Here is a 21915-nt window from a genome sequence, read left to right on the forward strand (position 1 = left end):
TTCCTCCACCACGACCCGAAAGGTCCCGTACTTCCCATGCCCGAGCTGGTGTTCTTCTCCGGAACGATGGACTGCGGAAAGAGCACGCTGGCTCTTCAGATCACCCACAACCGGTCGGCGCGCGGCCTGGTGGGCGTGATCTTCACGCGTCAGGACCGGGCGGGCGAGGGCAAGCTGTCCTCGCGCCTGGGCCTTGTGACGGAGGCGGTCGAGGTCACGGACACGATGGACGTGTATGCGTACCTGGTCCGTGAGCTCTCGGCGGGCGGCAAGGCGGACTACGTGATCGTGGACGAGGCGCAGTTCCTGGCGCCGGACCAGATCGACCAGCTGGCCCGAATCGTCGACGACCTGGACATGGACGTCTTCGCCTTCGGCATCACGACCGATTTCCGCACGAAGCTCTTCCCCGGCTCGCAGCGCCTGATCGAGCTGGCGGACCGCCTGGAGCAGCTCCAGGTGGAAGCCCTGTGCTGGTGCGGCGCCCGCGCCACCCACAACGCCCGCACCGTCGGCGGCGTGATGGTCGTCGAGGGCGAACAGGTCGTGGTCGGCGACGTCAACCAGGCCGCCGCCGAAGTCGGCTACGAGGTCCTGTGCCGTCGCCACCACCGCCGCCACATGACGAGCGCCGCCGCCCACGCAGCCTCCCTCTCCCCGGACGTCCTCCCCGTCAACAGCGCCTGACCGGCTCCGGCCGGCCACTGCGCCCCCGTCTCACCGACGGGAGGGCTATGCGGGGCCGCTCGGTGTCAGCAGGCGCGCGACGAACCAGACCAGGCCGATGACGCCGGCAGCGGCGGCTGCGCCGGTGTGGGCGACGGTCGCCCAGGAGTACCGGCGCGCCAGCAGGAGCAGCGGGAACACCAGCAGAACAATCGCGAGCTGTCCCAGCTCGATGCCGAGGTTGAAGCTCAGCAGCGAGACAAGCAGTCGGCCACCGAAGTCGTCGGTGAAGCTCAGCGCCCCGGCGAAGCCCAGCCCGTGCAGCAGGCCGAAGCCGAACACGACGAGGGCGCGGTGCCGCGACTCGCCGCGCGCGATGTTCTCCACCGCAACGTACACAATCGACAACGCGATCAGCGGTTCGACGATCTCGGCCGGAACCTCGACCCACCCCAGCACGGCCATGGCGAGCGTAACGCTGTGCGCCGCGGTGAAGCTGGTCGCGAGCCGGACAACGCTGCGCCATCCCTGCGCGCCGAGCAGCAGGAGCACCAGGAAGAGCACGTGGTCGATGCCGAGCAAGATGTGTTCCAGCCCCATGGACACGAACCGGCCCATCGACGACATCAAGCCCGTCTCGCCGACCGGCGATTCGCGGTGGCCGGCGCTGCTCTGGCCGACGCGCAGTTCACGATGGCCGGCGTCGAAGACGTCGCTCCCGCCGGAACCGCCGAGTTCGTAGTCGACCATGTTGGTGTGCTCGGCGCCGATGGCGTCCGCCTCGGAGAACACCCCATAGCGCACGGTGAACTCGCCGCGTGCCGGGCCCGTACAACGATGGACCAGGAGCAGGCGGGCATAGAGGAAGTTCTGCCGCTTCGTGATCGCGGTGGAGTCGAGCGTGGCGGCACAGGGGACGCCGTCGAGGGTGATGGTCAGGCGGTCGGCCAGGTATGACGCCAACTGTGCGCGGTGAGACTCGAGAAATGCTTCGTGCTCGGCGTCCTTGGCGTCACGCGGGAGACTGCCGAAGCCGGCGGCCTCCGTGAGCGTGTCGTAGTCCAACTCCAGCGTGTAGCGCACCAGCGGCCCGTTCTGGCGGATCGTGGACGTGCCGTCCGTCGTCGGGACGTGCGCCGAGGCCGGCGAACCCGTCATCGACACCAGGGCCGCCGCGAGAACCAGGGCGCGCAGCGCGAGCAGGAGCACGCCGAACGTGCGGCCGGGGGTACTTCGAAGGCACGGAGGCGGAGTCCACATCGTCACGCGGAGGAGTGCAGCGGTCCGAAGGGGGGACCGGGTATCCGGTCCATGTCCCGATGGCGATGCTCAGTTGAACAATCGGCGGCGCGCACCGAGGGCTTCTGGCGGGCCGTCAACTTACCGGCCGGATACCGAAGGACCTCACCTGCTGCACCCCAAACGTTCACGCCCTTGCCGTAGCCGTGGCTCACAGCGGATCCCTAGGTTCCTCTCCGCCTCGCGTACGAGGCAACAGCCTTCATCTCAGAAGGGATCATGTGATGGGCTCCCGCCACATCCGAAGAGCTTCGTTCGCGGCCGCCACAGCGGTCGCCGTGTCCACCGCCACCGTCGCGGCCCTGCTCGCGAGCGCTCCCACGGCGGCAGCGGCCACGACCACCTTTGGTCCGGCCGCCGACACCTACGTACAGGACAGCACCCCGGCGACGAACTACGGCACCTCGTCGCAGTTCACCGTCGACAACTCGCCGGTGCGCCAGTCGTTCCTGAAGTTCACCGTCAGCGGCCTCACCGAGGCCGTCTCCAGCGCCAAGCTGCGGATCCGCGTCACCAGCAGCGGCAACAGCAGCAACGGCGGCACCTGGAAGTCGATGTCCGACACCACGTGGTCGGAGACCGGCGTGACCTGGAACAACAAGCCGGTCATCGACGGCGCCACGGTCGCGACGCTCGGCTCGGTGGCCAACGACCAGTGGGTCGAGATCGACGTGACCTCGGTCGTGGCCGGCAACGGCACGTTCGGCTTCGGTTCCACCTCCACCAGCACCAACGGCGCGTACTACGACTCCCGCGAGTCCGGCGCCGACGCCCCGCAGCTGGTGGTCACCACCGGCGGCTCACCGTCGCCGAGTCCCACGCCCACGAGCAGCACCCCGCCGCCGTCGGGCGACCCGGTGCTGGTGGGCGCCGGTGACATCGCCGACTGCGGCACGGGAGGCGACGAGGCCACCGCCAAACTCCTGGACGGCATCAGCGGCACCGTGTTCGCCGCGGGAGACACCGCCTACCCGGACGGCACCGCCTCCGACTACACCAACTGCTACGGCCCGTCGTGGGGCAGGCACAAGTCCCGCACCCGGCCGGCCACCGGCAACCACGAGTACCACACCGCGGGTGCGGCCGGATACTTCAACTACTACGGCGCCTCCGCGGGTGAGCCGGGCAAGGGCTACTACTCCTTCGACCTGGGCAACTGGCACGTCGTGGCACTGAACTCCAACTGCTCCGTCGTGTCCTGCTCGGCAGGCTCGGCCCAGGAGCAGTGGCTGCGGGCGGACCTGGCGGCCAGCACCAAGCCGTGCACCGTCGCCTACTGGCACCACCCGCGCTACACCTCCGGTTCCAGCCACGGCCCGAACACCTCGGTCAAGCCCCTGTACCAGGCGCTGTACGACAACAACGCCGAGGTCATCGTGACCGGGCACAACCACAACTACGAGCGGTTCGCACCGATGGACGCCAACGGCGCCCTCGACAACACCCGCGGCATCCGCCAGTTCGTCGCCGGCATGGGCGGCACCGGCCTGGGCGGCTTCGGCACCATCCAGCCGGGCAGCGAGACCCGCAACAGCAACACCTGGGGCGTGCTGAAGCTGACCCTGCACTCCAGCAGCTACGACTGGCAGTTCGTCCCCGAGGCGGGCAAGACCTTCACCGACAGCGGCACCAAGAGCTGCCACTGACCGGCACTCCGCACGACGGGTGCTCTCCCAGCCAGGGAGGGCACCCCCCGCTCCGTGCCGCCCCCGCCGGTCTCCCGCCCGAAAGGCCCGCCCGCATGTATCTGTCCTCGATCGACCGGCCCTCGGTCGACGATCCGCCCCCGGCCGATCGCTCCCGCCTGCGCGGGCTCACGGTCGTCGGCGGCAACGTGTTCGCGCTCGGCACGGTCAGCCTGCTGACCGACATCTCCGCCGAGATGGTCACCGCGATCCTGCCGGTCTATCTGGTGTTCGGGCTTTCCATGAGCCCGCTGGCATACGGCGTGATCGACGGGCTCTACACCGGAGCCACCGCGTTGCTCCGGCTCGTCGGCGGGTACGTCGCCGACCGGATCCGCACACCCAAAGCGGTGGCGGGCATCGGATACGCGATGTCGGCCCTGGCCAAGCTCGGGCTGCTCGCGGTGGGCCGCTCGACCGGCGCGATCGGTCTGGTCCTCGCCGTCGACCGGGCCGGAAAGGGACTCCGTACCGCGCCGCGGGACGCTCTGATCACCCTGTCAGCCCCGCCGAAGGTACTGGCGCGAGCCTTCGGAGTGCACCGGGCGATGGACGGTTTCGGCGCGTTCCTCGGCCCGATCGTCGCTCTCGCCGTGCTGGCGGCCACCGGCCAGGCCATCGACGCCGTCCTGTTCACCAGCTTCTGCATCGCCGCCCTCGGCGTGCTCGTCCTGGTGCTCTTCGTCCGGGGCCGACACGACGAACGCCCACCCGCCGCCGCGGTCTCCCTCCGGGAGGCCCTGACACTGCTGAAGGCCGCGCCGGTGCGCCGGCTGCTCATCGCGGCGTGCGTGCTCGGCTTCGCCGTCATCGGCGACGGCTTCGTCTACCTGCTCCTGCAACGCCGCGAGGAGCTGTCCATCGGCAGCTTCCCCCTGCTCGCCGTCGGCACGAGCCTGGCCTATCTCCTGTTGGCGATCCCCATCGGGGCGCTGGCCGACCGGATCGGCCGGCCAGCCGTCGTGCTCGGTGGCTACGCGGCGCTGGTCGTCGTCTACCTGCTCCTGTTCGGACCCCTGCGCGGCTGGCCGCTCCTGGCGCTGGTGCTGCTCCTCTACGGCCTCTTCTACGCGGCGACCGACGGCGTACTGATGGCGCTGGCCGGCCCGGTGCTGCCCGAGCATCTGCGCACCACCGGCATCGCGCTGATCCAGACCGGACAGGCCCTCGCCTACCTCGTCTCCTCGGTCCTGTTCGGAGTCGCCTGGCAGCTGTGGGGCCCCGTCACCGCCAGTCGGTGTGCCGCCGCCGTTGCCGTACTGGCCGTCGTGGCCACGGCATTCCTGCTGATCAACCGCTCCACCACCACTACCGACACCGAGGTGACCGTATGAGCGAGCAGTCCACCATCGACGCCGAGCCGCAGGTCGGCCCACCACCCGCGCCACGCCGGTTCGGGCGCACGGCTCGCATCGCGACCGTCGCGGCCGCCACCATCGCACTCGCCGGCGCCGCGATCGGCTACGTCCGGCTCAGCTCAGCGGCGAAGGCTCCCGACGCGCCCGACACGACCCACGGGGTTTCGCTGGCGCCGGGCCCGCGGCTGCTCACCCTGATGAGCACGGGCCAGGTGACCACGGTCGACAAGGACGACCCTGACGGCACCCGCGCGGTGTCGAAGACCAAGTGCGACCGGATCTACGCCGCCGCGGGAACCGTCGCCTGCCTCTACGCCGACGGTGTACTCGGCACCGTCACGATGCGGATCCTCGACGCGGACCTTCAAGAACGCAAGTCCATCCCGGTCAGCGGCATACCCAACCGGGTCCGCGTCTCGACCAGCGGCCGCATGGTCTCCTGGACCGCCTTCGTCGGCGGCGACAGCTACGCCACCCTCGACTTCGCCACCCGCACCGGGATCTACGACACCAAGACGGGCGCCCTGTTCAAGACACTGGAGACCTTCGCCGTCACCAAGGACGGCAAGCCGTACCAGTCGGCCGACGTCAACTTCTGGGGCGTGACGTTCACCGCGGACGACAACACCTTCTACGCGACCATGTACACCCAGGGTCACCGCTACCTGGTCCAGGGAGACTTTGCCGCGCGAACCGTCCGTACCCTGCGCGACCAGGTCGAATGTCCCTCGCTCTCGCCCGACGGGACGAGGATCGCGTTCAAAGCGCCCATCGACGGCGACTCGGCCAAGGGCTGGCGGCTCTCCGTGCTCGACCTGGCCAACGACCGGGTCACGCCCGCGGCCGAGACCCGCAGCGTGGACGACCAGGCCGCCTGGCTGGACAACTCCACCCTCGCCTACGTACAGCAGCACGACGACGGCACCAAGGACCTTTGGACCGTGAGCGCCGACGGCTCCGGCAAACCAAGGCTGCTGCTGCGCAACGCGCATTCCCCCACGGCGCTCGGCTGATCCCACCCGACGGGGAAACCGGTCGGCGCGCGGCCTGGTGGGCGTGATCTTCACGCGTGACGACCGGGCGGGCGAGGGCAAGCTGTCCTCGCGGCCGGGCCTGGTGACGGAGGCGGTCGAGGCGGCCGAGGGCATGGACCTGTACGCGTATCTGGTCGCCCAGCTGTCGAAGGGGGGCAAGGCGGACTACGTGATCGTGGACGAGGCCCAGTTCCTGGCCCCCGACCAGATCGACCAGCTGGCGCGCATCGTCGACGACCTGGACATGGACGTCTTCGCCTTCGGCATCACGACGGACTTCCGCACGAAGCTGTTCCCGGGCTCGCAGCGCCTGATCGAGCTGGCGGACCGCCTGGAACAGCTCCAGGTCGAGGCCCTGTGCTGGTGCGGCGCCCGGGCCACGCACAACGCCCGCACTGTCGGCGGCGAGATGGTCGTGGAAGGCGCCCAGGTCGTGGTCGGTGATGTGAACCGCCCGGCGGAGGGGTCGGCGGCGGTGACGGTCGCCCCGGTGAGCGCCGCGGCGAGGGCGGCGTTGCCGGTGCCGCAGCCGACGTCGAGGACGGTCGTGCCGGGGCCGGGCGCGGCGGCCACGACGGCCCGCGCGGCGGCCGGGGCGAGCCGGCGGGCCATCGCGGGGTAGTCGCCCGCGGCCCAAGTGGAGGTGGTTGACGAAGTGTTCACGGATCGAGCCTCCTATGCTCGGTTCGCGCGGACCGGTACAAGAAATGGACCGGGCCGCGCGGAGCGGAGGGGCGGGATGCGGCGGGGGATCGAGTACTGCCCGGTCACGGCAGGGGTCGAAGCGGTCGGAGACCGGTGGACCCTGCTCGTGCTGCGTGAACTGCTGCTGGGCTCCGAGCGGTTCAACGACATCCACCGCGGGCTGCCCGGCATCAGCCGCAGCCTGCTGTCGGCCCCGCCTGCGCCGGATGCGGGCCCACGGGCTGATCATGCGCGCCCTCGACCCCGACGGTCGCCCCGCGTACCGGCTGACGCCCGCCGGCGCCGCGCTCGAACCGCTCGTCTGGCAGCTCGGCGACTGGGCGCGCCGCTGGTCCTTCGGTGACCCCACGCGCGAACAGCTCGACGGTGGCTGGATGTTGTGGCGGCTGCGGCAGTTCGTGCGCTCCGGGGCGCTGCCCCGGGGGCGCGTGGTCGTGGAGTTCGCGCTGCGGCTCGAAGGGGTGCCCGACGAGCACGTGTGGCTCGTCCTGTCGCCCGGGGACGATGTCAGCGCCTGCCGCGTGCACCCCGGGTACGAGGTCGGCGTGTTGGTGAGCGCCGATCTGGCGGAGCTGCACCGGGTGGTGGCGGGAACCGCCACGCTGGAGGCCACGCGCCGGTCCGGGCACGTCCGGATCGACGGCGACCCCGAGCTCGTCGCCGCTTTCCCCTCCTGGTTCGCGTGGCGCACGCCCGCTCAGGAGGCGGCGCCGGGCGCTGACTCCGTCGACGCGGCGGTCCTCGGTAGGGTGAACGGAACCACTGGGGAGGGTTTATGACGCAAGAGGTACGGGATTCCATCACCGAGGCCTGCGCCGGTCTCGGCTTCGAGTTGTCGTGCGACCCGCTCACGGGCGCCCTGCTGCGCACGCTCGCCGCGACCAAGCCGGACGGTCGGATGCTCGAACTCGGCACCGGCGCGGGCATGTCCACCACCTGGTTGCTCGAGGGTATGGGCCCCGGCAGCACGCTGCTGACGGTGGAGAGCGAGGCCGCGCTGGTGGGCGTGGCCGAGCAGCACCTCGGCCGCGACGGGCGCGTGCGGTGCCTGCACGACGACGCGGGCGCCCTGCTCAAGCGGCTGGTGGCGGAGGAGGAGCGCTTCGACCTGATCTTCGCGGACACCTGGGCGGGCAAGTTCGAGCAGCTCGACGACGCCCTCGAACTGCTCGCCCCCGGTGGCCTGTACGTCGTGGACGACCTGCTCCCGCAGGCCACGTGGCCTGCCGGTCACGGCCCCACGGCCCAGGCCCTGGCGGAGCGGCTGCTGGCCGAACCGCGGCTCGCGGCGACCCGGCTGGACTGGTCCTCGGGGCTCATCCTCGCGACCCGGCTCTGACACCCACCGGCGCAGCCCCGTATGCCAGTACGCCCGGCGCGTCCGTACGGTTCGGTACGTCAGTCCCCGCGCCGCGAGCGCACGACGGTGAACACCGCGCCCTCCGGGTCCGCGACCGTGGCCACCCGCCCCTTGATGCCCTCGCGGGGCGGCTCGACGACGCGCCCGCCGAGCTCCTCGACCCGGGCGGCGGCCGCGTCGGTGTCCTCCACCTCGAAGTACGCCATCCAGTGCGGCCCCCGGTCGTGCGGCAACGAGCGGCCGACCCCGTGAATGGCGGCCACCGGGCGGCCGCCCAGCTGGAGGGTGAGGTAGTCGAAGTCGTCGGGCCCCGAGGCGTGGGTCTGCACCTCGTGGCCGAAGACGTGCTGGTAGAACTTGCCGACCGTCGAGGTGTCCTGGGTGATCAGCTCGTTCCACACCGGGGTGCCCGGCGGGCCGGGCTGCTGGGTGCCCATGTGGCCCCGCGCCTGCCACAGCCCGAAGATCGCGCCGAGCGGGTCGGAGCAGATCGCCACCCGCCCGGCATCGCCGCCGTCCAGCGGGCCCACCGCCACCGTGCCGCCGCACGAGCGGATCGCCTCGGCGCTCACGTCGGCGTCGTCGGTGGCGAGGTACGTGGTCCAGGCCACCGGAAGATGCCGGTCCGGCGGCATCTCGCCGATCCCGGCCACCTCCTGGCCGTTCAGTACGGCCCTCACGTACGGGCCCAGTTGCTCGGGCCCGGGCACGTACTCCCAGCCGAACAGATCGGCGTAGAAGTCCTCGGTGGTCCCGAGGCTGTGCACCATGAGGCTCACCCAGCACGGGGTGCCGGGTGTGTGCCGGGTCGCTGTCGCTGCCTCGGTCATGTCAACCGTCTCCTCCGTCGAGTCGCTCGCCGCTGCTGATGCTTCCACCCCGAAGGGCCCGGCGCTCCCCGACCGGGCCGCTTCGATGGTCCCGGGGCACAGATGACCGGATCGGTGCGCCCGGTCGGTGACGAGCGTGTTACGCGGCTGCCGGGCGGGGAGGAAGATGGGCCGCATGACTGCTCATTCCGCGATCCTCTCCGCCGCCGATCTGACGGCCGAGCTGGCCGGCCCCCGGCCCCCGGTACTGCTGGACGTCCGCTGGCAGCTGGGCGGCCCCGACCAGCGGCCCGCCTACGAGGCCGGGCACCTGCCCGGCGCCGTGTACGTCGACCTCGACCGCGAACTGGCTGGTCCGCCCGGGGCGGGCGGCCGCCACCCGCTCCCCGACACCGAGGCCTTCGGCGCGGTGATGAGGCGGGCCGGCGTCTCCTCCGACGGGCCCGTGGTCGTGTACGACGGCGGCCAGGGCTGGGCGGCCGCCCGCGCGTGGTGGCTGCTGCGCTGGACGGGTCACCCGGACGTGCGCGTGCTGGACGGGGGCCTGGCCGCGTGGACGGCGGCCGGTGGGACCGTATCGGCCGACCGGGTGACTCCGGGGGAGGGTGATTTCAAGCCAACTCCGGGAGCCGCCGGACTGCTGGACGCGGACGGAGCGGCCGCGCGGGCGCGCGCGGGGCTGCTGCTGGACGCCCGGGCGGGGGAGAGGTACCGCGGCGAGGTCGAGCCGATCGACCCGGTCGGCGGCCACATTCCGGGCGCGGTGTCGGCCCCGACCACGGAGAACGTGGCCGAGGACGGCCGCTTCCGCCCGGCGGACGAACTGCGCGCCCGCTTCGAGGGGCTCGGCGCCTCGCAGGACACGGCCGTGGCCGTGTACTGCGGCTCGGGGGTCTCGGGAGCCCATGAGGTCCTCGCGCTGGCGGTGGCCGGCATCGAGGCCGACCTGTACGCGGGCAGCTGGTCGGAGTGGTCCTCGGACCCGACCCGCCCGGTGGCCACCGGCCCGGACCCGCAGTAGTTCCCACCAACAGAGGACCGCCGTCGGGCAACCCCGGCGGCGGTCCCGGTCCTCCTCCTGGGCCACCGGCCGGCCCTGCGCTACTCCTGCTTCTTGCGCCGCGTGCCGAAGACGATCTCGTCCCAGCTGGGCACCGCCGCGCGGCGGCCCGGACGGACGCCGTCGGCCTCGGCCTGGCGGTCGGTGGTGCCGGTCAGTCGCTCGCGGTGGCCCGCCACCGTGCGCGGCATGAGGACATCGGCGTACGCGGAGCCCGCGCCCGCCGAGGCGGCCGGGGCCGGCGGCTCCTCCACCTCCGGTTCCGTCGGCGGGGTGTCGGTGCGGTCCGGGACCACCATGTCGCCGCGGAAGCTCGGGACGGCCTCCAGCAGGCTCGTCAGGGTGTCCCGCTCCTCCTCCGGATCCGGCTGCGGGGCGGCCGGCCTGCTCTCGGCCCGCTCCAATTGCCGGTCGAGGGCACGGTCCAGCGGCCGATCGCGCGGCAGCCGCGCGATCCTCGGCACGAAGGGGAAGCTCGGCTCCGGCGCCGCCGGCAGGTCCTCCGCCTCGCCGATCAGGGAGCGGGCCTCGTCGTCCACGGCCACGACCAGCCGACGCGGCGGATCGTAGGTCCAGCTCGCCGAGTGCGGCTCGCCCGCGACCCGGTAGACGAGGAGAACCTCCCAGGTGCCGTCGTCGCGGCGCCACGAGTCCCACTGGACGGATTCCTTCTCGGCCCCGCGCAGGGTCAAACGCTCCTGCACGGCCTCGCCGAGCTGCGGCCCGGTGTTCTCGCCGGGACGGCGCACGGGGGTCTTGCGGGCCCGCTCGGCCATGAACGCGCGCTCGGCGAGTACGGGGCCCTCGAAGCGGCGTACGCGGTCGACGGGGATGCCGGCGAGTTGAGCGACCTCCTCCGCGGAGGCACCGGCCCGTATGCGGGCCTGGATGTCGCGGGGGCGGAGGTGGCTCTCCACCTCGATCTCGATCTGGTTCAGGCGCGCGCGGTCGTTGCGCACGGCAGCCCGCAGCCGCTCGTCGATCGGAAGCGTGTACTCCGTGCTGTCCCCAGCCTTGAGCACCAGTCGTGTGCCGTCATTTGAGACGGCCACGACACGCAGTTCGGGCATGGGGACCTCCCGGGTGGTGCCTGCCGACGTCACGTGCGTCGCTGCTTCCGCTAGTCGAGTGTGGCCTGCCCGGGTGCAGCCTGCCACAACCTTGCCGAGTTAAACCGGCGTGTCGGGCATGCGCCCTTGATCGCCGTTATGGCACGGTTACCTGTTGGGTACGCACAGTGACCGAGTGATTACTGTGCGCAGCAGGAGCCCGTGCGATACCGCGGCATCACCGGTCTTCGAGTGCCGTTTTCCATCAGCCGGCCCCCTCTCCCGAGTCCGGACATCCGTAAGGAAGGACGGCCCCAGGGCTCGCCACAGTACTCCATTCGGGCCACCTGGGTGGACCGCCGCGCCGCCGAACTTCTCCCGGACGGCGGGAGTTGGCCTGCCCTCTGTCGGGTCCCACCTGCACCCGTGTCCGATTCGGGGTGTCTTGCTTCACAGAATCCGCAGAAACGGAACTTTCCGTTTCGCTCGGTTGTCAGTAACTGCTGAGGGATTCGGACACGCGAGGGGCAGGACGCGCAGGGGATGGCGATGGGTCAGAAGGCTACGCACGACGTCGAACCGGATGCTCCGGCGAAGAAGAAGCTCGACCTGAGCGCGACTCAGGTGGCCGGCAGCTCCCTCGCCACCGTCGCGGCGGCCCTGCTGGCCTCCAAGATGGGCGTCTACGGAACGATCCTGGGCGCGGGCGTGGTCAGCGTGGTCGCCACCGCCGGCGGACCGGTCATCCAGCACCTCTTCCGGCGCACCGGCGACCAGCTGCGCGAGAGCGCCCGCCCCAAGGCCCGCCGGGTACCGGCGCCGCGCGAGGAGCGGGCGCCGGACGGCACGATGCCGCTCCGCGCCGTCGCGCCCCCGGACGAGGAGTTCGGGGAGGCGACCGTGCACGGCACGCGGGTACGGGGCTGGAAGCGCACGGCGGTGGCCGCGGGCGCCGCCTTCGTCATCTCCCTCGGCGCCCTCGGCACCTACGAAGCCGTCTCCGATACCTCGGTCAGCAGCGGCGGCACGATCTTCTCCGGCGGCACCCGCAAGGTGAGCGAGGAGAAGCCGGCCCCGTCCGGCAACGACTCGCGCACGGGGGAGAAGAGCGGGAACGGGAAGAGGAAGCAGGAGGAGGGCGAGAAGGGCGGGACGACCCCTGACTCCGGAGCCACCCCGACCCCCTCGGGTTCGACCGGCGGCGGAGGCCCCGGTCCGAGTCCCGACCCGAGCGGCTCGAAATCCGCGGACCCGACCCCGAGCTCCACCCCGTCGAAGCAGACCCCGACGCCCACACCCCCTTCCACCCACACACCGAGCGGCGACACGTCACCGCCGGCAGACGGCTAGGGCCTGTTCAGTCGCCCAGGACCCGCCGCAGGTAGTCGTTGCCGAACACCCGGTCCGGGTCGAGGCGGTCCCGCAGCGCGGTGAACTCGCCGAACCGCGGGTACGCCTCCGCGAAGTACTCCGCGTCGCGGGTGTGCACCTTGCCCCAGTGCGGACGGCCGCCGTGCGCGGTGAAGATGCGCTCGGCCGCCGTGAAGTAGGCCTGGTACGGGGTGCCCTTGTACATGTGCACCGCGATGTACGCCGTGTCGCGGCCCGAGGCCGTCGACAGCGTGATGTCGTCCGCCGGGGCCGTCCGCACCTCCACCGGGAAGCTGATCCGCAGGCGCGAGCGGTCGACCGTGGCGCGCAGCTCCCGCAGCGTCTCGACGAGCTGCTCGCGCGGGACCGCGTACTCCATCTCCACGAACCGCACCCGACGCGGGCTGGTGAACACCTTGTACGGGATGTCCGTGTAGGTGCGCGCCGAGAGGGCGCGGCTGGCGACGCGGGCGATGGAGGGGATCGTGGCCGGGACCGCGCGGCCCAGCGAGTTGACGGCCTGGAAGAGGCCGTTGGACAGCAGCTCGTCCTCGATCCAGGCGCTGACCGGGCCGGGCGGGGCGGCGGGGCCCTGGCTGCGGTTGTTCCGCTTGGTGTTGCAGTTGCCGGTGTGGGGGAACCAGTAGAACTCGAAGTGCTCGTTCTCCGCGAAGTGCTGGTCGAACTCGGCCGTCACCCGGTCGAAGCCCATGGGCTCCTCACGGGCGGTCAGGTAGAAGAGCGGCTCCACGGCGAAGGTGATCGCGGTGACGATGCCGAGCGCCCCGATGCCGAGCCGGGCCGCGGCGAAGACCTCCGGATTCTCCTTCTCCGAGCAGGTGAGCAGCTCGCCGGCCGCCGTGACCAGCTCCAGGCCGCGGATCTGGGCGGAGATGGAGGCCGAGTCGCGGCCGGTGCCGTGCGTGCCCGTGCTGGTGGCGCCGGAGACCGTCTGCTCCATGATGTCGCCCATGTTGGTCAGGGAGAGGCCCTCCCCGGCCAGGGCCGCGTTCAGGTCCTTGAGGACCGTGCCCGCCGCCACCGTCACCGTACCGGCGGCCCGGTCGATCTCCCGGATCCCGGCCAGCGCCTGCGGCCGTACGAGTACCCCGTCGGTCGCGGCGGCCGCGGTGAAGGAGTGGCCGGTGCCGACCGCCTTCACCCGCAGGCCGTCCTGCGCGGCCCTGCGGACCGTCTCCCGGAGCTCCTCGACCGAAGCCGGGGTCACGGTGCGGGTGGGCGTGGCGGTGACGTTCCCCGCCCAGTTACGCCACGCGGCCGGTCCGTTCTTCCCCGCTGTCTGCGCCGTCGGTGTGTCCGCCATCGCCAGAACGCTCCTCCCCTTGCGCCGGCTTCGTCAGCCGGCGGTATCCCGCGAACGCCACCGCCGCCGCGGCCACTCCCGACGAGATGGAGACGACGTACCCGCTGCGCGCCCCGGCGGCGTCGATGACCAGACCGGTCACGGACGAGCCGACGGCGACGCCGACCGCGAGGCCGGTGCTGATCCAGGTCATGCCCTCGGTCAGCTTCGCGCGTGGTACGTGCGCCTCGATCAGGGCCATCGTGGTGATCATCGTGGGAGCGATGGCGAGGCCCGAGACGAAGAGCGCCACGGCCAGAAACGGCAAGTTCCCGGCCAGTAGGAGGGGGATCATACTCACGGCCATCGCAACTATGCCCAGTACCCAGCGACGTTCGGTCCGGCCCTTGAGGTGCAGCAGTCCGAAGACGATTCCGGCGATACAGGACCCCAACGCCCAGATGGCCAGGATCAGGCTGGCGGCGGACTTGTGGCCCTGTTCGTCGGCGAAGGCCAGCGTGGACACGTCGATGGAGCCGAAGATCGCGCCGGTCGCCACGAAGGTGGCGGTGAGCACCTGGAGGCCGGGGGAGCGCAGGGCCGAGGTGCGGTCCCCGTGCTCGTCGCGCGGGTGCGGCGCGGGCTCGGTGGAGCGCTGCGCGGTGAGCAGCCAGACGCCGACCATCAGGCAGACGGCCGCGATCAGCGGGCCCGCCTCCGGGAACCAGGTCGTGGACAGTCCGATGGCGATGATCGGGCCGAAGATGAAGCAGACCTCGTCCACCACGGACTCGAAGGAGTACGCGGTGTGCAGCTCGCGCGGGGAGTCCCGGTAGATCACGGTCCAGCGGGCGCGGACCATCGAGCCGACGCTCGGCACGCACCCCGCGATCGCGGCGCAGACGAAGAGCGTCCAGTCCGGCAGGCCGTAGGCGGCGGCCAGCAGCAGTCCGGCGACGGCCGCCACCGAGATCACGGTGGCCGGCCGCAGGACGCGGCGCTGCCCGTACTGGTCGACCAGGCGGGAGACCTGCGGGCCGATGACGGCGGCGGCGAGGGCCAGGGTTCCGGTGAGGGCACTGGCCATCGCGTAGCGGCCGGTCAACTCGGAGATCATCGTCAGGATGCCGACGCCGACCATGGATATCGGCAGCCGGCCTATGAGGCCGGCGGCACTGAACCCCTTGGTTCCGGGCGCCGCGAAGATCGCGCGGTAGGGACTGGGCAAGGGCCCTCCGTAAGGGACGTCATCGGCCCATACAGGTTACGACCGCCGACCGGGCGCCCGCATGGGGAGCGTTCCGGATCCCGGAACTTAGGTTTACCTTACCTGTGCTGCGGGGTGGCTCCCGGCCGGGCCGGTTCCCGCCCGAGTGCGCCGGGTGGCAGGATTCGACGCATGTCAGACCAGCTCCTCCCGCCCGCCGGCGGGCCCGCCGCCCCCTACGACGCCCTCCTGCTGCTGTCCTTCGGCGGCCCCGAGGGACCCGACGACGTCGTGCCGTTCCTGGAGAACGTCACGCGCGGTCGGGGCATCCCGCGCGAGCGGCTCAAGGAGGTCGGGCAGCACTACTTCGGCTTCGGCGGTGTCAGCCCCATCAACGGCCAGAACCGCGAACTGCTGGACGCCTTGCGCAAGGACTTCGCGCAGCACGGGCTGGACCTGCCGGTCTACTGGGGCAACCGCAACTGGGCCCCGTACCTGAACGAGGTGATGCGGGAGATGGCCGCCGACGGGCGCCGCCGCATCGCGGTCCTCGCGACCAGCGCGTACGCCTCGTACTCCGGCTGCCGGCAGTACCGCGAGAACCTCGCCGACGCGCTCGGCGTGCTCGCCGAGGAGGGAGTGGCCGAGCTGCCGAAGGTGGACAAGCTGCGGCACTACTTCAACCACCCCGGCTTCGTGCAGCCCATGATCGACGGAGTGCTCGCCTCGCTGGAGTCCCTGCCGGCCGAGGTCCGGGACAGCGCCCACCTGGTCTTCACCACGCACTCCATCCCCACCGCGGCGGCCGACGCCTCCGGGCCGGTCGAGGAGCACACCGACGGCGGCGAGGGCGGTGCCTACGTCAAGCAGCACCTGGACGTCGCCAAGCTGATCGCGGACGCGGTCCGGGCCGAGACGGGCACCGAGCGGCCCTGGGAGCTGGTCTACCAGTCGCGCAGCGGCGCCCCGCACATCCCGTGGCTGGAGCCGGACATCTGCGACCACCTGGAGGCCCTGCACGAGGCGGGAGCCCCGGCGGCGGTCATGGTGCCGATCGGTTTCGTGTCCGACCACCTGGAGGTCCTGTACGACCTCGACACGGAGGCGACGGCGAAGGCCGTGGAACTGGGCCTGCCGATCGCCCGGTCGGCGACGGTCGGGGCCGACCCGCGGTTCGCGGCGGCGGTACGGGAACTCGTGCTGGAGCGGGCCGCGGCCGAGCGGGGCGAGCCCGTCGAGCGGTGCGCGCTCGGGCTGCTGGGTGCGAGCCATGATCTGTGCGCCGTGGGCTGCTGCCCGGCGCGTGCGCCCCGGCCGGCGGCCGCGGGCGTGGACAGTCCGTACGCGTAACGACGCAGAGGAGTAGCGCGACCGTGATTTCCGAAGAGCTGAAGGCCGAACTGCTGGACGTGGGCCTGGAGGCCGCCCGGCAGGCCGGGGCGCTGCTGCGCGACGGCAGGCCGGCCGATCTGGCGGTGGCCGCGACCAAGAGCAGCCCGATCGACGTGGTGACCGAGATGGACATCGCGGCGGAGAAGGTGATCACCGGGCTCCTCGCGGAGCGGCGGCCCGCGGACGGGCTGCTCGGCGAGGAGGGCGCGGACACCGAGGGCACGAGCGGGGTGCGGTGGGTCGTCGACCCGCTGGACGGCACGGTCAACTACCTGTACGGGCTGCCGAGCTGGGGCGTGTCCATCGCGGCCGAGTACGAGGGCGAGACGGTGGTCGGCGTCGTGGCGGCGCCGATGCGCGGGGAGACGTACCACGCGGTGCTGGGCGGCGGCGCGTGGCTGGGCGGGACGCGGCTCGCGTGCCGGGCGGCGGCGCCGCTGGACCAGGCGCTGGTCGGGACCGGCTTCGGGTACCTGCAGAGCCGGCGGGCCCACCAGGCGGAGGTCGCGGCGCGGGTCATCCCGCTGGTGCGGGACATCCGGCGGGGCGGATCGGCGGCGCTGGACCTGTGCGATGTGGCTGCCGGGCGGTTGGACGGGTTCTACGAGCGGGGGCTGAACCCGTGGGACCTGGCGGCGGGGGATCTGATCGCCCGCGAGGCCGGGGCCCTCACGGGCGGTCGGCCGGGGGAGGTCGCCTCGGGGGAACTCGCGCTTGCCGCCACGCCGGCGGTCTTCGCCTCGCTGCAGCCGCTGCTGGACGAGGCGGGGGCCTGGCACGACTGACCCTGCGGCCCGCCCTCCCGGGGCTCGGCCCCGGGCCTCGGGCCTCAAGCGCCGGCGAGGCTGAAAGATCGGGGCTCGGCCCCAGGCCCGGAGCCTCAAGCGCCGGCGGGGCTGGATGGCGGGGCTCGGCCCCGGGCCCCGGGCCTCAAGCGCCGGCGAGGCTGAAAGATCGGGGCTCCGCCCGGGGCGCGGCGCCTCAAACGCCGCGGGGCCGGAAGTGCACGCAGCGAACCCCGGTCGCCCGTGGGGGCGGCCGGGGTTCGGGGTGGAGGGTCGGGTCAGCAGGCCGGGGCGGACACGGCTACGCCGTGCTCGGCGGCGAGGCGCTGGAGATCTTCCAGCTCCGCCTGTTCCACTTCCGCGAGGAAGTCGTCGCCCGTCTCGCGGGCCTGCCTGAGGTCCGACTGCGTGGCCCGGATGCGCTGCAGGAGACCCGCGGTGAATGCGTCCATGATGGGGTTCGCCCCCTCTTCGTGGGTCGGCGGCGGCACGTGGCTGTCCGCCGTCAGGGAGTGGATGGGGTGTGCTTGTCGTCCTCCCCAGCCCCCCGGGCCCGGAAACCTCACCACGTGAGCCAATCCTCACTCCCGCCCCGTCCACCCCCTCCGTGCGGCGCCTTACAGCCGGTTTACCGGCGAAACGGGCAGGATGGACGACGCAATACACGTCTGCCCTCACGGGCTCGGAGGAAGGAAACGACGTGCGCGTACTCGTCGTCGAGGACGAGCAACTGCTCGCCGATGCGGTGGCCACCGGACTGCGCCGGGAGGCCATGGCCGTGGACGTCGTGTACGACGGCGCCGCCGCCCTCGAACGCGTCGGGGTGAACGACTACGACGTGGTCGTGCTCGACCGGGACCTCCCGCTCGTGCACGGTGACGACGTCTGCCGCAAGATCGTCGAGCTCGGCATGCCCACCCGCGTGCTGATGCTGACCGCCTCCGGAGACGTCAGCGACCGGGTGGAGGGCCTGGAGCTCGGGGCGGACGACTACCTGCCCAAGCCCTTCGCCTTCACCGAGCTGACCGCCCGCGTACGGGCGCTCGGGCGGCGCACCACCGTCGCCCTGCCGCCCGTGCTGGAGCGGGCCGGGATCAAGCTGGACCCGAACCGCCGCGAGGTGTTCCGCGAGGGCAAGGAGGTACAGCTGGCGCCGAAGGAGTTCGCGGTGCTGGAAGTCCTCATGCGCAGCGAGGGGACCGTCGTTTCCGCCGAGCAGCTGCTGGAGAAGGCATGGGACGAGAACACCGATCCCTTCACGAACGTGGTGCGGGTGACGGTCATGACCCTGCGGCGCAAGTTGGGGGAGCCCCCGGTCATCGTGACCGTGCCTGGCTCCGGGTACCGGATCTGACGCGGGTGGCAACGACTCCGGCGCCACCACCGGCGCCCCCGAAACCCACCTGGGACCCCGGTCAGCCCGAGGGTCCCTTCCCGTGGCTGAGACCGACCATCCGGATACGGCTCACGCTGCTGTACGGCGGGATGTTCCTGATCGCCGGCATCCTGCTGCTGTCGATCATCTACCTCCTGGCGGCGCAGGCCCTGCGGGAGGGCAACGCCATGCCGTACGAGATCGTCAGCGGGAACGCCCAGGTCACCAGCACCACCTGCCCCGGCGTCGCCACCATCAACCAGTCGCCCTCCCAGTTCAACGCGGCGATCAGCCAGTGCATGGCCGAACAGCGTCGGCACTCCCTGGACGATCTGCTGAGCCGGTCGCTGATGGCCCTGCTGGGCCTGAGCATCATCGCCTTCGCCTTCGGCTACGCGATGGCCGGCCGGGTGCTCTCGCCGCTGGGCAGGATCACCCGCACCGCCCGCCGGGTGGTCGGCTCCGACCTGACCCGCCGCATCGAGCTGGACGGCCCGGACGACGAGCTCAAGGAGCTCGCCGACACCTTCGACGAAATGCTCGACCGGCTGGAGCGGGCCTTCACGGCCCAGCAGAGGTTCGTGGCGAACGCCTCGCACGAGCTGCGGACGCCGCTCGCGATCAACAGGACCCTGCTGGAGGTCCACCTCTCCGATCCCGGGGCCCCGGTCGAACTCCAGCAGCTGGGGAAGACGCTGCTCGCCACCAACGAGCGCAGCGAGCAGCTGGTCGAAGGCCTGCTGCTGCTGGCCCGCAGCGAGAACCAGATCGTCGAGCGCAAGCCCGTGGACCTCGCGGAGGTCGCCTCGCGCGCCGTCGACCAGGTGCGCGGCGAGGCCGAGGCGAAGGGCGTGGAGATCCGCGGCGAGCGCGCGCTGGCCGTCGTACAGGGCAACGGCGTGCTGCTGGAGCGGATCGCCCTCAACCTGGTGCAGAACGCCGTCCGGTACAACGTGCCGGAAGGCGGCTGGGTGGAGGTCACGACCGAGGCCCAGCACGGCCAGGCGGTGCTCCTGGTGTCGAACACGGGTCCAGTGGTTCCCGCGTACGAGGTGGACAACCTCTTCGAGCCCTTCAGACGGCTGCGTACGGAGCGAACGGGCAGCGACAAGGGTGTGGGGCTCGGCCTCTCCATCGCGCGCTCCGTGGCGCGCGCACACGGCGGGAGGATCCAGGCGATGCCCCGGGAGGGCGGTGGCCTGGTGATGCGTGTCACTCTTCCTTTGTGAGACCCACGCCCCGTGTTCGCTGTTGGCTGAATGCTTGCCGTGTGCAGTCGCTTGCTTCTGTGTGATCGATCACAGTGCCGAGTGTCCGACCATGTGCGTTCAGTGACCCCAGGGCGGCCGGAAAGCCCGGGACGTCCGGGTTTCCGGCCCCCCTAATGGCGGGAAATACACGGGGTGGCGTTTGTGCAAGACGGCCCCCGGACCGTGTACGGTCCCGGTCGTCATCCCAGCCAATCGGCTCTTCAGGCGTGCGGCTGGGTGTCGATTGAGTAACAGACCTTGATGTGAGGCAAAATCTCCGCCTCAGGTCGGGCACAAGTCCGGCCTCTCGCGCGTTACGTGCGCTGAGACACCGCTAACACCCAGAGGGGGAGAGCGAACAATGGCAACGGACTACGACACCCCACGCAAGACCGACGACGACGTCGACAACGACAGCATTGAAGAGCTGAAGGCACGGCGTAACGAGAAGTCGTCCTCGTCCGTCGACATGGACGAGTTCGACTCGGCCGAGAGCCTGGAGCTTCCCGGTGCGGACCTCTCCAATGAGGAGCTGGCCGTCCGGGTCCTGCCCAAGCAGGCCGACGAGTTCACCTGCATGAGCTGCTTCCTGGTGCACCACCGCAGCCAGCTGGCACGTGAGAAGAACGGTCAGCCGATCTGCCGCGACTGCGACTGACAGGCGTCGGCCGTGGCTGGCTCGACACCGTTCCGCAAGCGCCGCTTGTGGAAACGTGGTGAATCGGCGGAGGCGCAGGTGGCCACCACGGACCCGGAAACGGGTCCTGGAGCCCCCGGCGGCCCCGCCGTGCCCTCCGGCACCGCAAGAGCGGTGCCGTCGGCCACAGAGGCCGACGAGGCGTCCCGGCAGCGGTCCGGGGCTCGTCGGCTGCAAGCCGTCAAGAACGGTGTGCGCAAGGGCGGCGAAAGTCTCAGGGACGTCGCCCTGCACATCACCGACAGGATCATCGAGAACGCACCGCGCGTTCCGGTTCGGGACCTCGCGACCCTGCGCGCGCAATTCCCGGGCCTCGGCCCCGATCAGCTTGCCGACAAGCTGATATCGGGCGCCACCAACGCCACCTCCACCGTCGGCGCGGGCATCGGAGCGGCGGCCATGTTGCCCGTCCCGCCCGCCATGCCGATGGAACTGGCCGCCGAGATCACCGCGGTCGCGGCGGTCGAGCTGAAGCTCATCGCCGAGCTCCACGAGGTCTACGGCCTGCGGCCGCCCGGCACGCTCAAGGACCGCAGCTTCGCCTACCTGACCTCCTGGACGGAGGAGCGCGGGGTGGACCTGACCAAGCCGACGACGCTGAACGCTGCGCTCGGCGGTCAGATGAAGCGCGAACTGCGCCAGCAGATCATGAAGCGAATGTTCCGCAACCTGCCGAACCTCATGCCGTTCATGGTCGGCGCGGCGGTGGGTGCGGTCATGAACCGCCGCGACACACGGAAACTCGCCGAGAAGGTCCGTGGCGACCTCCGGAGCCGCGCCGTGCCGTGGGCGGCCTTGCCGCCGCTTTCGCCCCTTGAGCAGCCCTCCCAGCCCCTTCCCGAGGCCGTCAGGGCGGCCCTTGAGGGTGTCGACCCGGAGGCCAAGGGCTGAGCGCCGCTGCCGGGGCTCCGCCCCGGACCCCGCGCCTCAAACGCCGGCGGGGCTGAAAGATCGCCGGCGGGGCTGAGGGTTCGGCTCAAGAGCCGGCGGGGCCGGCCTTGGCCGCGAGGATGGCCGCCCGCAGGGCTTCCGGCTCGCGGGTGGAGACGTAGACGTACGGGGTCGGGTCCGCCGGGTCCGTGATCTCCACGCGGACCGCGGTCGGCACGTAGCTGCGCATCAGCATGAAGGCGCGGGTGTCGGCCTTGTACGTGCGCCAGGCGCGCGACTCCTCGGCGTCCAGGATCTCCGGCTCACCGAGGGCCGTCACCGGGATCCGGGCCTCCCCGGCAGCCAGCGCGCCGTTGACCACGCGCACGCGCGCGGACCCGTACGAGCTCACCAGCAATCCCGCCAGCGCGGTGCCGCCCACCAGGCCGGCCAGGAGCGGCAGCGTGCCCAGCGGCAGCAGCATCAACGCGCAAGCGAGCCCGATGAGTACGGCGATGAACCACCAGGAGCGGGGGGCGGTCAGGCGTTCGTCGTGGTGCGCGGGGGAGAGCTGCATGCCGTCAAGCCTGCCACGAGGCGACCGGTGGGTAGCCGCGCG

The 21915-nt window shown here is 71.5% G+C and carries 21 protein-coding genes and 2 pseudogenes; 16 read left to right on the forward strand and 7 right to left on the reverse strand.

Annotated features, from left to right (window positions below):
• Positions 1-36 precede the first annotated feature (36 nt).
• Entirely contained in the window at positions 37-687 is a 651-nt protein-coding gene (locus tag ACFV9H_RS15290; protein WP_385397870.1) for a thymidine kinase, read from the forward strand.
• 45 nt (positions 688-732) lie between these two features.
• Here ACFV9H_RS15290 and ACFV9H_RS15295 read toward each other — a convergent pair whose 3' ends face one another.
• Positions 733-1875, reverse strand: a complete 1143-nt coding sequence (locus ACFV9H_RS15295) for a HupE/UreJ family protein (RefSeq protein ID WP_385397872.1) — start codon at positions 1873-1875, stop codon at positions 733-735.
• A gap of 368 nt (positions 1876-2243) precedes the next feature.
• Between ACFV9H_RS15295 and ACFV9H_RS15300 the strand changes: the two genes are divergently transcribed.
• The 7 genes and pseudogenes from ACFV9H_RS15300 to ACFV9H_RS15330 all read left to right on the forward strand — a co-directional run bounded on the left by ACFV9H_RS15300 (position 2244) and on the right by ACFV9H_RS15330 (position 8086).
• Positions 2244-3611: a DNRLRE domain-containing protein gene (locus tag ACFV9H_RS15300; RefSeq protein WP_385397874.1), complete on the forward strand. Its 1368-nt coding sequence runs from the start codon at positions 2244-2246 to the stop codon at positions 3609-3611.
• A gap of 95 nt (positions 3612-3706) precedes the next feature.
• Positions 3707-4984 carry an MFS transporter gene (locus ACFV9H_RS15305; RefSeq protein WP_385397876.1) on the forward strand — a complete coding sequence of 426 codons (1278 nt, stop codon included), beginning with the start codon at positions 3707-3709 and terminating at the stop codon, positions 4982-4984.
• Positions 4981-6021 carry a TolB family protein gene (locus ACFV9H_RS15310; protein WP_385397878.1) on the forward strand — a complete coding sequence of 347 codons (1041 nt, stop codon included), beginning with the start codon at positions 4981-4983 and terminating at the stop codon, positions 6019-6021. Before ACFV9H_RS15305 ends, ACFV9H_RS15310 begins: the two co-directional genes overlap by 4 nt.
• 16 nt (positions 6022-6037) lie before the next feature.
• Positions 6038-6664: pseudogene (locus tag ACFV9H_RS15315) on the forward strand (thymidine kinase); the annotation flags it as partial.
• A 117-nt stretch (positions 6665-6781) separates the two neighbouring features.
• Positions 6782-6925, forward strand: a pseudogene (locus ACFV9H_RS15320) (winged helix-turn-helix transcriptional regulator); the annotation flags it as partial.
• Positions 6861-7526 (forward strand): winged helix-turn-helix transcriptional regulator, encoded by a 666-nt coding sequence (locus ACFV9H_RS15325; RefSeq protein WP_385397880.1) that lies wholly within the window; start codon positions 6861-6863, stop codon positions 7524-7526. The pseudogene ACFV9H_RS15320 and the gene ACFV9H_RS15325, both read left to right, overlap by 65 nt.
• The gene (locus tag ACFV9H_RS15330) at positions 7523-8086 is read left to right on the forward strand and encodes an O-methyltransferase (RefSeq protein ID WP_385397882.1); all 564 of its coding nucleotides are present in this window, start codon (positions 7523-7525) and stop codon (positions 8084-8086) included. Before ACFV9H_RS15325 ends, ACFV9H_RS15330 begins: the two co-directional genes overlap by 4 nt.
• 59 nt (positions 8087-8145) lie before the next feature.
• Here the strand turns inward: ACFV9H_RS15330 and ACFV9H_RS15335 are convergent, their stop codons facing one another.
• Complete coding sequence (locus ACFV9H_RS15335) at positions 8146-8937, reverse strand: VOC family protein (protein ID WP_385397884.1); 792 nt, start codon at positions 8935-8937, stop codon at positions 8146-8148.
• 175 nt (positions 8938-9112) lie between these two features.
• On the opposite strand from ACFV9H_RS15335, the gene ACFV9H_RS15340 reads away from it, so the two are divergent.
• Positions 9113-9958 (forward strand): sulfurtransferase, encoded by an 846-nt coding sequence (locus tag ACFV9H_RS15340; protein ID WP_385397886.1) that lies wholly within the window; start codon positions 9113-9115, stop codon positions 9956-9958.
• An 80-nt stretch (positions 9959-10038) separates the two neighbouring features.
• Here the strand turns inward: ACFV9H_RS15340 and sepH are convergent, their stop codons facing one another.
• Positions 10039-11100, reverse strand: a complete 1062-nt coding sequence (sepH, locus tag ACFV9H_RS15345) for a septation protein SepH (protein ID WP_385397888.1) — start codon at positions 11098-11100, stop codon at positions 10039-10041.
• A gap of 495 nt (positions 11101-11595) precedes the next feature.
• On the opposite strand from sepH, the gene ACFV9H_RS15350 reads away from it, so the two are divergent.
• Entirely contained in the window at positions 11596-12396 is an 801-nt protein-coding gene (locus ACFV9H_RS15350; RefSeq protein ID WP_385397890.1) for a hypothetical protein, read from the forward strand.
• Between the two features lie 7 nt (positions 12397-12403).
• Here the strand turns inward: ACFV9H_RS15350 and ACFV9H_RS15355 are convergent, their stop codons facing one another.
• Both ACFV9H_RS15355 and ACFV9H_RS15360 read right to left on the reverse strand, forming a co-directional pair.
• On the reverse strand, positions 12404-13741 hold the full coding sequence (locus ACFV9H_RS15355; RefSeq protein ID WP_385397892.1) for a D-arabinono-1,4-lactone oxidase: 1338 nt from the start codon (positions 13739-13741) through the stop codon (positions 12404-12406).
• The gene (locus tag ACFV9H_RS15360) at positions 13683-14948 is read right to left on the reverse strand and encodes an MFS transporter (protein ID WP_385397894.1); all 1266 of its coding nucleotides are present in this window, start codon (positions 14946-14948) and stop codon (positions 13683-13685) included. The genes ACFV9H_RS15355 and ACFV9H_RS15360 overlap by 59 nt, the downstream gene beginning before the upstream one ends.
• 171 nt (positions 14949-15119) lie before the next feature.
• On the opposite strand from ACFV9H_RS15360, the gene ACFV9H_RS15365 reads away from it, so the two are divergent.
• Together ACFV9H_RS15365 and ACFV9H_RS15370 are read left to right on the forward strand one after the other, a co-directional pair.
• The gene (locus ACFV9H_RS15365; protein ID WP_385397896.1) at positions 15120-16277 is read left to right on the forward strand and encodes a ferrochelatase; all 1158 of its coding nucleotides are present in this window, start codon (positions 15120-15122) and stop codon (positions 16275-16277) included.
• A 23-nt stretch (positions 16278-16300) separates the two neighbouring features.
• Entirely contained in the window at positions 16301-17104 is an 804-nt protein-coding gene (locus ACFV9H_RS15370) for an inositol monophosphatase family protein (RefSeq protein ID WP_385397898.1), read from the forward strand.
• Positions 17105-17382: 278 nt separating this feature from the next.
• Here the strand turns inward: ACFV9H_RS15370 and ACFV9H_RS15375 are convergent, their stop codons facing one another.
• On the reverse strand, positions 17383-17556 hold the full coding sequence (locus ACFV9H_RS15375; protein WP_365173237.1) for a hypothetical protein: 174 nt from the start codon (positions 17554-17556) through the stop codon (positions 17383-17385).
• A 248-nt stretch (positions 17557-17804) separates the two neighbouring features.
• Here ACFV9H_RS15375 and ACFV9H_RS15380 point away from each other — a divergent pair, with 248 nt between their 5' ends.
• The 4 genes from ACFV9H_RS15380 (at position 17805) to ACFV9H_RS15395 (ending at position 21317) form a co-directional block, all read left to right on the forward strand.
• A complete protein-coding gene (locus ACFV9H_RS15380; RefSeq protein ID WP_030008767.1) occupies positions 17805-18458 on the forward strand; it encodes a response regulator transcription factor in 654 nt (217 codons plus the stop codon).
• A 5-nt stretch (positions 18459-18463) separates the two neighbouring features.
• Positions 18464-19708, forward strand: coding sequence for a sensor histidine kinase (locus ACFV9H_RS15385; RefSeq protein WP_385397900.1), 1245 nt, complete (start codon positions 18464-18466; stop codon positions 19706-19708).
• Between the two features lie 382 nt (positions 19709-20090).
• The gene (locus ACFV9H_RS15390; protein WP_030036261.1) at positions 20091-20387 is read left to right on the forward strand and encodes a DUF4193 domain-containing protein; all 297 of its coding nucleotides are present in this window, start codon (positions 20091-20093) and stop codon (positions 20385-20387) included.
• Between the two features lie 12 nt (positions 20388-20399).
• A complete protein-coding gene (locus tag ACFV9H_RS15395; RefSeq protein WP_385397902.1) occupies positions 20400-21317 on the forward strand; it encodes a hypothetical protein in 918 nt (305 codons plus the stop codon).
• Between the two features lie 85 nt (positions 21318-21402).
• On the opposite strand, the gene ACFV9H_RS15400 is transcribed toward ACFV9H_RS15395, so the two are convergent.
• Positions 21403-21873 carry a DUF3093 domain-containing protein gene (locus tag ACFV9H_RS15400; RefSeq protein WP_385397904.1) on the reverse strand — a complete coding sequence of 157 codons (471 nt, stop codon included), beginning with the start codon at positions 21871-21873 and terminating at the stop codon, positions 21403-21405.
• Positions 21874-21915: the final 42 nt, after the last annotated feature.

The sequence above is a fragment of the Streptomyces sp. NPDC059874 genome (assembly GCF_042731135.1).
Lineage (GTDB): Bacteria > Actinomycetota > Actinomycetes > Streptomycetales > Streptomycetaceae > Streptomyces.